The sequence below is a fragment of the Acinetobacter sp. S4400-12 genome, from assembly GCF_024129495.1.
In the GTDB taxonomy this organism is placed as follows: Bacteria; Pseudomonadota; Gammaproteobacteria; order Pseudomonadales; family Moraxellaceae; genus Acinetobacter; species Acinetobacter lwoffii_C.
In genome coordinates, this window is sequence record NZ_JAMXYB010000002.1 from 130,334 (window position 1) to 142,429 (window position 12,096).

A 12,096-nucleotide genomic window follows, 5' to 3' on the forward strand; every position below is an offset into this window, starting at 1 on the left:
TTCATTTTTGTCATATAACTGTCATATATCTGACTCATAATGAGCGCATTAAAAGGAGACCTTGAACATGACTACAAGTATCTTAATGGTTGCAGGCTTTTGTATTTATATCGCAGCAACGTGGATGTATGGCCAAAAAGAAGATCAAGCTTAAGCTTTATCTTCTTTTTGCATTTTATACTCTCAGTATTCTATTCTTCTTCAAATCTTCAAATCTTCAAATCTTCAAATCTTCAAATCTTCAAATCTTCAAATCTTCAAATCTTCAAATCTTCAAATCTTCAAATCTTATTACCCTATTATTTTACGTGATGAAACACAGCTATTTTGTCCTATTACATTCTTAACTGATCAATACTGAAAGCCTGAATACCCTTACACATAGTCGGATTCTCAGCGCTTAGACTAAAGATTCTTTAATTTTACTAATGGGCAACTGGAATGAATAATATGAATGTAAATGACATCAAAGAACATGCCTCGGTAATTGCATCATGCGGCACGCAAGTCGGAAAAGTAGATCATTTAGAAGGGCAGGACTCAATTAAACTCACCAGAAGTGATGATGAAAATAACGAGCATCATCTGATTCCTTTGAGCTGGGTAAGCGAAATTAAAGGGGACAGTATCATGCTAAATAAAACAGCAGAAGATGTGCGTAAGGAATGGCAAACGCTATAAGTTGAATTTATCCACTTGTTAAGTGAATAATTTTCAATGCATGAGAATTAAAAGTAGGAATGCGATTTAATTTTTTAAGTCCAAGTCTGCCAGTCCAATGACTGGCAGACTTTTTTATGCAATTGAAAAAGAAAAATAAAAACCACCCAATTTTTCAATCAAGTGGTTCTATAAAACTTGAAAGTGTGTGGAAAGCTGAGTAGAACTTAATCTAGTTGACGGTTTGCTGATCCGCTTGAATGGCTGTCAAGGCAATCGTGAACACGATGTCATCTACTAATGCACCACGTGACAGGTCGTTGACCGGCTTGTTCAAGCCTTGCAGCATTGGACCTACACTAACCACATTGGCAGCACGCTGTACGGCTTTATAGGTGGTATTGCCGGTATTCAGATCTGGGAAAATGAATACATTGGCGCGGCCAGCCACTTGCGAGTCTGGAGCCTTTTGACGGCCTACACTTTCTACAGAAGCAGCATCGTACTGCAATGGACCATCAATCAGCAGATCTGGACGACGTTCCTGAGCGATACGGGTCGCCTCAGCAACTTTTTCAACTTCTGCACCTGCGCCTGAAGTGCCGGTAGAATAAGAAATCATCGCGATACGCGGATCAATTCCAAATGCTTTGGCAGAGTCGGCAGACTGAATGGCAATTTCAGCCAGTTGTGCCGCATCTGGATCCGGGTTAATTGCGCAGTCACCATAGACATACACTTCATCCGGTAACAGCATAAAGAAAACTGAAGATACCAAGGAGTAATCTGGAGCAGTCTTGATGAGCTGGAAAGCAGGACGAACAGTATTGGCAGTCGTATGCACGGCACCAGATACCAGACCATCGACCTGATCCAGTGCCAGCATCATGGTACCTAGCACCACGCTATCTTGTAACTGCTCACGGGCCTGCAACTCATTGATTTTGCCTTTACGCAGCTCGACCATCTGGGCAACATAATTTTCACGGATCAGGTCAGGGTCAATAATTTCCAGATCATCTGGTAATTCAATACCACGAGCTTTAGCCACTTCAAGCACAGACTCTGGCTTGGCCAGAAGAATACACTGAGCGATATGGCGTGACTGACAAATGGCTGCTGCCTGTATCGTACGTGGTTCATCACCTTCTGGTAATACAATGCGTTTTTTCGCTGCAATAGATTTTTGTACCAGTTCGTGGCGGAAGGCAGACGGAGAAAGACGCGGCTTGTAAGAACCATTAAGGGTGGCGTTCAACCAATCCGGATTAATATGACTGGAAACGAAACGAGTCACCTGTTCAGCACGCTCAATATCATCTACCGGAATTTCATTGCTGAGATTGGTCAGCTTTTGTGCGGTTTCAAATGCACTTAATTCTGTATGCAGGATCGGCAGCCCTTGTTTGAACGCAGTCTGGCAGAACTCCAGTACCAGATCATTCGGCTGGTAGTGTTCGGTCAGAACCAGTCCAGCCAAAGGAATGCCATTGCTGCTGGCCAAACTACTTGCCAGCAGAACATCAACACGGTCTGAGGCACTGATGATGAGCTCACCTGCAACAAATTTATGCAGTTCATGTTCGATATTGGCAGAAATCAGGCTGCTGTGCTGAACGCGGCGCTGTTTAGCTTCACCTTCATTGATCCAGTAAGCAGAAATGTGGGCAGCCAGATCTGAGATACGTGGCACACTCAAGGTTTTGCTAAAAGGCACCAAACCGATGACTGGCAGCTTTTCACACCCAATATGCGGATGAGTCTGCTGAATCGCAGCAACAAATTTTTCTGTATCTTCAATCAGGCGCAGAGCAGGGTTGAGAGTAACCGGAATCTCGGCAGATTCTTCTGACAGGCCTTTAGTGCGCATCAACAGAATTCCGGACAGGCGTGTTGAACTTAAGCCACCGAAATTGCGGATCTGCTGTTCTAACTTGTCGGCGGTTTGTAAAGGCTGCTGAATATCCGCATTGCTTACGATCACGACTTTGGCATCCAAAGCCTGCGCAAGTGCGGTATTCAGGTCATCGGCAAAACCGTCAGTGGTATTTGGCAATAAACCTTGCACGATGATCAGGTCATGCTGCTTGGCAATCTGGCGGTGCAGACGGACTGCATCTTCAAGCAGTTCATCCTGTTCACCCTGACTCAAGCGTTGCAGAACCGTGTTATAGCTAATCGGTTCAACCGTCTCACTCTGAGAAATATGATGATAGAGCGCCGTGGTACGGTCTACGGTATCTGCTCCTTCCTGAGTGAAAGGTCTGAGAAATCCAGCCTTAACACCCTGACATTCCAGTGCATATACCAAACCCAGACATGCAGATGTTAGGCCTACACCTTCCCCAGTCGGAACCAGTAAAATCGTTTTCATACGTATATCAACAATTATAAATATCAGATAAAAGGGGGTTACGCCTGCTTAAGCAAGCGCTGGTTCAGCTTCATACTTTTTTATAGAAGCACTTTCTACTTCAAGCTCAACCACATTTTCGGTTTCTTTTGCGATGCGAGCTTCTTCATCCGTTGGCACCACCCAGATTTGTGGACCTGTTCCGTTGTCGATGCGACCTTCAGTGCCACGCTTTAAGTTATTGTTGCTGTCTTTATCTAGGTTAAAGCCAAAGTGTGGTAGGTAAGCCATAGTTTTTTCACGGATATAGGCAGAGTTTTCGCCAATACCACCGGTGAAGAACAAGCCATCCAGACGAGGTAGGCCACAGCTTAGGGCGGCCAGAGATTTTGCTAAACGGTAGCAGAATACTTCAATCGCCAAAGTTGCATCTTCATTACCATTTTCAGATGCTTCGATCAGGGTGCGCATATCATTGGACAGATTGTCAGATAGGCCGAGCAAGCCGCTTTCTTTATTGAGCATTTTGTCAATTTTATAGATATCCCAGCCCAGGTTGGCAGCCAAGTAGCTATGCAGACTTGGATCGACATCACCACTACGCGTGCCCATCACCAGACCTTCAAGCGGAGTTAAGCCCATTGAAGTATCAATACTTTGACCATTCCATACTGCACAGGTCGAGCTACCATTGCCCAGATGTGCAGTCAGCCAGCCACCTTGTTTAAAACTGCCTGCCAGTTCAGAACCGCGATCTGAAACATAGGCATGGCTCGTGCCATGGAAACCATAGCGGCGTACACCGTGCTCAGTATAAAGGAATTTTGGTACCGCATAACGGTAAGCATGTGCTGGCATGGTTTGATGGAAAGCCGTATCAAAAACTGCAACTTGCGGCAAATCCGGGAACAGGCGTTGAGTCGCTTCAATTCCGATTAAGTGTGCCGGGTTGTGGAGCGGGGCGAGTGGAGTCGCTTCACGAATTTTTTCAATAATCTCATCAGTAAGCAGCTCGGCTTTAGTCAGGCTGCCCCCATGAACAACACGGTGTCCAATCGCATCCGGCTTGTAGTTGGCCAAACGCTCGAGACCGACTTCCAGTGCTTTTTTATGATCTGCAAATGGAATATGAATATCGACTGGCTCATTACCAACAGTCACGCCTTTAATGCGGGCATTTTCTGTGCCTAAATTCTCAGCTAAACCATGAATACGGAAATCTTGCTCCTCAAGCAATAAGGCAAACTTGATTGAAGAAGAACCACAATTAATAACTAATACTGATTTAGACACGACTGATTACCCGATTTCTAATTAAAATTCTCATCCATTTGGTTGATCTGTTTGCTGACAAATGCGAGGCAATATAGATCTGTGAACATGTTTTAACATTAGTTTTTTTACTGTCCTAGATAGACTTTAGCAGATTAGACTTAAGCATTATCGACCCAAGGAACAATAATAATTAAAATTTATCGGCTCATAGTTTTCATTTATAAATAAAATGATGTTGAAAATATGAACGATTTAAACACTTTAACCTATTTATTACCGTATTTTGGCTGAATGGTTTTCCAGTGTAACGCTTAAAATGCGCTCTAAGATGACAAAATACAATTTTATAAAAAATTCCTGTCTATTGTGACCTGCGGGTTTTCTTTTAATATTTGAGTTGCAGATCATATAGATTCAGCCTTAGGAACAAGGCTGAATCCATCCTTCCTTATTATTGGCGAATCTGACCATCACCAAAGACAATCCATTTTTGTGAAGTTAGGCCTTCCAGACCGACCGGGCCACGGGCATGGATTTTATCGGTTGAGATTCCGATTTCTGCGCCCAAACCATATTCAAACCCATCGGCAAAGCGGGTAGAGGCATTCACCATGACAGAACTTGAATCTACACCTGCTAGGAATTCACGTGCCAGACTATAGTTTTCAGTAATAATTGAATCGGTATGATGCGAACCATACTGGTTGATGTGCGCGATTGCTTCTTCAATGCCAGACACGACTTTAATTGCCAGAATCGGTCCCAGATATTCGGCATACCAGTCTTCTTCAGTGGCGGTATGCACCTGTTGTCCCAGAATGCGCTGGGTTTCACGGCAGCCCCGCAGTTCAACCTGTTTCTCCTGATAAAGCTCAGCAATTCTTGGCAGGAATTCTTCTGCGACTTTCTCATCGACTAGTAAAGTTTCCATGGCATTGCAGACGCCATAGCGATGAGTTTTGGCATTCAGCGCAATAGGGAGGGCTTTCTGTAGGTCGGCTTGTGCTTCAACATATACATGGCAGTTGCCATCCAGATGTTTGATGACCGGAACACGCGCTTCATCAGTAATGCGTTCAATCAGGCCTTTGCCTCCACGTGGCACAATCACATCCACATATTCAGTTAGGGTAATCAGATGGCCCACGGCAGCACGGTCTGTGGTATTGATCACTTGTACCGCAGTTTCAGGCAGACCGGCGACATTCAAGCCATGTTGAATTGCAGCTGCTATTGCCTGGTTGGATTCCAGTGCTTCCGAACCGCCGCGTAAAATAATGGCATTTCCTGATTTTAGCGCCAAGGATGCTGCTTCTAGGGTGACATTCGGGCGAGATTCATAAATCATGCCGACTACGCCCAGAGGAACACGCATCTTGCCCAGCTGGATACCGGATGGGCGATAAGCCATATCGGTAATTTCACCGATCGGGTCGACCAGACTGATCACATCTTTAAGGCCTTGTAACATATCTTTAAAGCGTGCGGGGTTGAGTTCCAAGCGATCCAGCAGGGCACTATCCAGATTGTTCTTATGTGCTTTGGCCATATCCAGCTGATTGGCTGTCAAAATAGCTGGCTGGTTATTTTCTAAAGCAGTATATATTGCTGATAATGCGTTGTTTTTCGTTTGGGTAGACGCGCGAGCCAAAATGCGAGAAGCCTGGCGTGCCTGCTGTCCTACCGTTTGCATATATTGTTCAATAGACTCTTGCATAGCGGTTGATCACTCAGAAATTTCACTTCGATATTAACAGCCTGTTGCAGCACAATGAAGCCCGTCACTTAAAATTCATAAGCTTTTCACTGTTTCTAAACATTTTGAAATTGTTTTGGCTTTAAAAGCAGATAAGTGGTGATTGAATCAGTTGCTTGTGAAAAGCACCTCTGTATAGAATGCTGAAGAACGACATTGAAGTCCTAAACTAAAGAGCAGGATGCGTGTTCAGGCTCAGCGGAATGAACCTGACATAAGAACTGTAAATAATGACTTGCACAATAAAAATAAGGCAAGGATGAAGGAGAGGAATATGAATTCCATTATCCAGATGGATGCCCAAGCATTAGACCAGCATAACCATTACGGTTTTTTTGATCTTTATGATAAGCACTGTTTTAAACAGCCCGCCCGTACTACATGGATTGAGGGCTGGAAAATCGAATATATGGCCATTGCCCGGCCTGACACCCTACATATGCGGCCCATGGTGATTATTGGCGGCGCTTTTCAGAACTTTAATTCCTATAAATATTGTGTGGAACAACTATTTGATGCAGGTCCAATTATTCTGATCGACCTGCCTTCTATGGGGGCTAACCAGCAGATTAATAATGTCGATACCGGTGTATCGGCTGGAACGCTGGAGCTGGAAACTCTGGCAGGAATGCTGGGGCAATGGCTGGAACAGATGCAGTTACCGAAAGTTGCAGTTCTCGGCATGTCATTGGGGTCGGTGGTTGCTTCATGTCTGGCAGATCAGCGTCCTGAACTGGTAGACCGCATGATCTTGATGGGCGTTATGCAAAAGACCCGAAAAAGTTGGCGTATGCTACTGGAAGAGTCTTTGCAACTGATGAAAGAAGAGCGCATGGAAGAGTTTGGTCAAGCCGTCATTTTATATCTGGTCAATCATGCCCGTTTAAATGAAACCCGAATGTCGCCTACAGCGAAGCGCCTGTTCTTTAAGCAAATGTCTGAATTCACGGCCACCGAGCAGGAACGCTATGATATTAACTGCAACCGCTTGTTAAGACTGACCAATGTACCTATTCCACAGTGCAAGGTATTGGTGGCTTGCGGACAGTATGACAGTTTTACCTTGCCGTATGAGAATGCCAATTTTGCCTTGCAATGTCCAAATATGCAGTATGTACAGATTAGGGGTGCAGATCATGTGCCTCAGTTACAGCGCCGTAAGGAAACCATGAATCTATTTGCAACCTTCTTACGCGATGAACCTGTGGATCAGCTGGAAGGAATTATTCCGTTCAGCCGTGAACAGATGCAACAACTGGAACGCCGTGGGGAAGAGCGGATTTGTGTGCAAGCATCTCAGCGCTATCTTAGCCATCGTCATTCTGAGCTGACCTTTAAGGCAGAGATTGTGGATATGAGTTTCTTTGGGATATTGCTACAGCTCGAATCAGGGCAGAGCGCACAGGCAGCAGCTTATCCACGAGATTTGGCTTTGCATTTAGAAGATGAAGAGGGTGAATTCAAGATTGAATGTCTGGTCTTTGAACATGATGACACCCAGTTGCGTGCCTTATTTAAGCATGGCAGTTTTGAAATCGCAGAACGTTTATTACATTTTGTCCAGACGCAAAAAATGCTGTCACAAGCTGAAGTATTTGAAACTGCCATTTAAAAGCTAAAATGAAAATATAAAAAACAGCGTGGTCAAACGCTGTTTTTTTTCACCGCATGCACCATCCAGACCAGATCGCCTAGATGTTCATCCTGCTGAATGTCCTGATTTTCAGGATGAGGCTCGACAAAATAACGTTGTGGTTGTTGTACTGTGACCTGAGTAAATCCGGCCTGCTGGAAAAACTGTTGCAACTCCTGTGGAGATTTAAAGTGAAAGCTAAATGCACTGCGTGACATGAATTTCAGTAGACGACTCGAAGCCCAGATAAAGTTGGCCAGTCGGTTTTTGATGGGTTCCGGGTAAATATCACTTAAGTAATGCACTTCACTAAAGTTTTGGCCGTAGTCAGTTATGCCTTTAAGCAGAGTAAATAACATGTTCTGGTCAAAATAATTGATCAGGCCTTCGCTAATGACTACCAAGGGCTGTGCAGGGTTAAACACCTGAAAAACCTCAGCCAGTTCTTCTGAAAAAATATCGGCGCTGAGTACTTCTGGAGCAGTTTGATCAATCTGGCGCAAGGCAGCAGTTTTGGTTTTGGCCATCTCTGGTAAATCCAGCTCGCGATAATTGAGCTGGGGGAATTTCTGTCTAAAGTTCCAGCTGCGTGGCGACAGGCCTGAGGCAATTTCCAGAACCTGTATAGCAGGATGTTGCTGAATTAATTGACATAGATGTTCATCAATCATCTGGTGGCGTTGCTTGAGCGTAGTACGCATACTGCCCCCCACATAATGTTCCGCCCAGGACTCCAGCGGATGCACCATTTTTGCCAGAAATTTGCCTTTAGAGGTGGCAAAGACCGGATGGGAGATGCCCATTTTGTACCAGATATAGCCGGTATAATGTGCGGTAAAAGAAATATGGCGATGTTGTAAAAGTGCATCTGTCATGGGGTTCTGACCTTATTGTTTTTTTAATTGAGGCTCAATTGAGCGGGTTTTCTTGCATCATAATCAAAAAGGAACACTTTGTCGTGTTCCTTTATCGTATTGGAGAGTTTAAAACAGCAGCAAAAGTCTTAGCGCATCTGTTGCTTAAAAACTAAAATTTCATCCCGGATCATGCGCCAGTCATCGCCTAAATCCAGTTCTGCTCCAATCTGAACAGCCGGAATTTTGCCGCGCATACGTTCTAAACGCTGCTGATCTGGCAGAGGTAAATCCTGAATAGCTTCAAGAGCAATACACTGTGCAGCACGGTCATTACAGACCAGACCCATATCACAGCCAGCTTTTAATGCGGCCTGAATACGTGCATCGGCACCTCCGGCGACACAGGCAGCCTGCATGCTTAAATCATCGGAGAACAAGACCCCGTCAAAGCCAAGTTCCTGACGTAAGACCTGTTGAATCCAGAACTCGGAGAAGCCTGCCGGATTTGGGTCAACTTGACTGTAGATGACATGAGCCGGCATGAGAGCATCCAGTTGCGACTGCAACTGGATAAAAGTCTGCATATCTTTTTGGCGAATATCTTCATAGCTACGCATATCGATGGCAGCAGCAATATGTGAATCTGCCTTGACTGAACCATGTCCCGGAAAATGCTTGCCAGTTGAGGCCATGCCGGCACGTTTTATGCCTTTGAGAAAAGCGCTGGCAAGCGGAACAATATCCTCAATCTTTTTGGCAAAACTGCGATCACCAATCACATCGCTGATGTCATTTAAATCCAGGACCGGGGCGAAGCTGAAATCAATCCCGACCGCCAGCACTTCGGTTGCCATCAGCCAGCCACATTTTTCTGCCAGTTCCAAGGCCCGGGCGCTGTCTGACTGATAAAGCTCACCAAATTTTCCCATAGCGGGTAGCAGGGTAAAGCCCTGTTTCAAGCGTTGGACCCGCCCGCCTTCCTGATCCACGGCAATCAAAATATCCGGGCGAACTTGGCGCATATGATCAGTCAGGGCACGGACTTGAGCGGGTGACTTGATATTTCGACCAAACAAAATGACGCCGCCGACTTGCGGTGCAGTCAATAGTTGAATATCTTCTGAAGTGAGGGTAGTCCCTGCGATGTCGAGCATCAACGCGCCAATCATATAAGAATCCGTTTGATAATTTTTAGAGAAAAACAATACCTGAATTTTGCAATGATTTGCTACACTTTGTCAGCACAGAATATGATAAAACTACACGACATAAACATATTAAGTTGTTTAAGATGCTGAATACTTTAGATTCTGCTCAAAAAGCAACACGGTCAAATTGGTCCTTAGGCCAAGGAAGTACGAATTATTTATGAAATTTCAAACATTAGCTTGTGCAGTTGCGATTGCAACAGGCGGATTATTTTTCACCCATGTCGTAAATGATGCGATTGCTGCCAATAATACCGAAGTGGTCAGCAAGGTACTCCAGCCGACTCAAGAGCAGGCTTTGGTATCTCGTCAGCTGGCAAGTCTGGTAGACCGTCAACACTATTTGAATATGCGGCTGGATACACAGACCTCTCAACGTATCTTGGACTTTTATATTGATAGTCTCGATGCAGATCACAGCCTGTTTCTGGCCTCTGAAGTTGAAGACTATAAAAAACGCTTCGGAGCGAATTTTGGAGCCAGTCTGAAAGCGGGTAATCTGGCTGGTCCTTATGAAATTCATGAGAAATACCGTGAGCGTTTGGGACAGTTCTACACGTTCATGCTGGAAGAGCTGAAAAAGCCGCAAAACCTGCATCAATCCAATGTTTATATTGAAACTGACCGCGAGAAGTCACCGTTCTTTAAAACAGAGGCTGAACAGCGCGCACACTGGTCGAATATGCTGGTTTCTCAGCTGATCAATCTGACGATTAGTAAAGAAGAAGAACAGGCGAAGCAAAAGGCATTAAAGGAAAATCCTGAACTGGCCAATGGTCAGGATCTGACTGGACCGGAAGATTTGACCCCAGCACAGACGCTGACCAAACGTTATACCCGTCAGTTAGAGCGTTTGAGCCGGATCAAGAGTGATGATGTACTCGACAAAACGCTTAATGCCATGATGTTGACGTATGATCCGCACAGTAACTATTTCCCGCCAGTCGATGCGATGGAGCTGAATCGTCAGACCACCCTGCAACTGGAAGGGATTGGGGTGTCGATTCGCCCTGAACGTGGCAATGAAGATTACACTAAGATTGAAACCATTGTCGAAGGTGGTCCTGCTAGCAAGTCAGGTCAGGTTAAATCAGGTGACCGTATTATTGGTGTGGCGCAAAATGGCGAACAGATGGTGGATGTCATTGGCTGGCCAAGCAATGAGATCGTGGGACTGATTCGTGGTAAGCGCGGCACCAAAGTCAGCTTGCGTCTTTTGGGGGCTGGTGCAACCATGGGACAGGCGCGTAATGTGACGCTGGTACGTGATGTCATTCAGGAAGAAGATGCCGGGGTGCGAACCCGTACGGTAGACATTCAACGGGATGGTAAACGCTATCAATATGGCGTGATTGAAATCCCGTCTTTCTATCTGAATTATCGTGCCCGTCGTGCAGGAACGGACTATCGTTCTGTCTCGGAAGACACCAACAAAGCCTTAAAAGAGCTGGCTGCAAAAAATGTAGCCGGGATCATTGTTGACCTGCGTAACAATCCGGGCGGTTCGCTGGAAGAAGTGGCACGTATGTTAGGTCAGGTGATCAAGTCTGGTCCGGTCGTCCAGATTCGTGATGGCAACGGCAATGTTAGCATCTTTGAAGATGATGACGGCGGCGCACAGACCTATGCTGGTCCGTTGGCGGTCATGGTAAATCTGGCCTCTGCATCTGCCAGCGAAATCTACTCGGCGGCGATTCAGGATTATGAGCGTGGGATTGTGATTGGCAGTACCACTACAGGCAAGGGAACTGCACAGGTGCAACTGGATTCCCTGGCTCATGGTCAGGCGACCTTGACCCAGCGTAAATTCTACCGGGTGACCGGGGGAAGTACCCAGAACAAGGGGGTGATTCCGGATATTAAACTGGTGGATATTTATAATGAAGAGTTTGGTGAGCGTAAAGCGAAGAATGCCCTGAAATGGGATACCATTCCAACAGCTCCGTTCAAACGTGAAGGTGTGGTGCAAAAATATGTACCGGAACTGGCTAAGCTTTCACAGCAACGTGTATACCAGAATCCGCAGTTCAAATATCTGGAACAGCGTAAACAGATTATGAAAAAAGCGGATGAGCAAAAGCGTGTAGTGCTGGATCTGAAACAGCGTAAGGCAGAGCTTCTGGCCATAGAGCAGCAAACCTTGGATGCTGAAAATGTACGCCGTAGCGCTACTGGTCTGAAGCCTTATCCAAACTGGGAAAGTTATCAGGCTTCTATGGATGCCTTAATTGAGACACGTGCCAAAATGAAGGCCAAAGACCGTCCGGCCTTGCCTGAGGAGGAAGCGTTTGTGATCGAAGCTGCCAATGTCTTGCATGATCATGCAAAATTGCAGGGTAAATCCTAAGTTAAAA

The 12,096-nt window shown here is 45.4% G+C and carries 8 protein-coding genes; 3 read left to right on the top strand and 5 right to left on the bottom strand.

Features of this window, described 5'->3' with window-relative positions; genetic code table 11:
* Nucleotides 1–441: 441 nt before the first annotated feature.
* Nucleotides 442–681, top strand: a complete 240-nt coding sequence (locus tag NI461_RS02140; protein ID WP_151203367.1) for a DUF2171 domain-containing protein — start codon at nucleotides 442–444, stop codon at nucleotides 679–681.
* Nucleotides 682–892: 211 nt separating this feature from the next.
* Here the strand turns inward: NI461_RS02140 and pta are convergent, their stop codons facing one another.
* The 3 genes from pta to NI461_RS02155 form a co-directional block, all read right to left on the bottom strand.
* A complete protein-coding gene (pta, locus tag NI461_RS02145; RefSeq protein WP_253156388.1) occupies nucleotides 893–3,034 on the bottom strand; it encodes a phosphate acetyltransferase in 2,142 nt (713 codons plus the stop codon).
* Nucleotides 3,035–3,082: 48 nt separating this feature from the next.
* Nucleotides 3,083–4,306 (bottom strand): acetate/propionate family kinase, encoded by a 1,224-nt coding sequence (locus tag NI461_RS02150; protein ID WP_151203369.1) that lies wholly within the window; start codon nucleotides 4,304–4,306, stop codon nucleotides 3,083–3,085.
* A 433-nt stretch (nucleotides 4,307–4,739) separates the two neighbouring features.
* On the bottom strand, nucleotides 4,740–6,005 hold the full coding sequence (locus tag NI461_RS02155) for a glutamate-5-semialdehyde dehydrogenase (protein WP_151206995.1): 1,266 nt from the start codon (nucleotides 6,003–6,005) through the stop codon (nucleotides 4,740–4,742).
* A gap of 313 nt (nucleotides 6,006–6,318) precedes the next feature.
* Between NI461_RS02155 and NI461_RS02160 the strand changes: the two genes are divergently transcribed.
* Nucleotides 6,319–7,656 carry an alpha/beta hydrolase gene (locus tag NI461_RS02160; RefSeq protein ID WP_253156390.1) on the top strand — a complete coding sequence of 446 codons (1,338 nt, stop codon included), beginning with the start codon at nucleotides 6,319–6,321 and terminating at the stop codon, nucleotides 7,654–7,656.
* A gap of 32 nt (nucleotides 7,657–7,688) precedes the next feature.
* On the opposite strand, the gene NI461_RS02165 is transcribed toward NI461_RS02160, so the two are convergent.
* On the bottom strand, nucleotides 7,689–8,552 hold the full coding sequence (locus NI461_RS02165; RefSeq protein WP_253156392.1) for a class I SAM-dependent methyltransferase: 864 nt from the start codon (nucleotides 8,550–8,552) through the stop codon (nucleotides 7,689–7,691).
* Nucleotides 8,553–8,680: 128 nt separating this feature from the next.
* Nucleotides 8,681–9,703, bottom strand: a complete 1,023-nt coding sequence (gene nagZ / locus NI461_RS02170; protein WP_253156394.1) for a beta-N-acetylhexosaminidase — start codon at nucleotides 9,701–9,703, stop codon at nucleotides 8,681–8,683.
* 199 nt (nucleotides 9,704–9,902) lie between these two features.
* Between nagZ and NI461_RS02175 the strand changes: the two genes are divergently transcribed.
* Nucleotides 9,903–12,089, top strand: a complete 2,187-nt coding sequence (locus NI461_RS02175; RefSeq protein ID WP_174659277.1) for a carboxy terminal-processing peptidase — start codon at nucleotides 9,903–9,905, stop codon at nucleotides 12,087–12,089.
* Nucleotides 12,090–12,096: the final 7 nt, after the last annotated feature.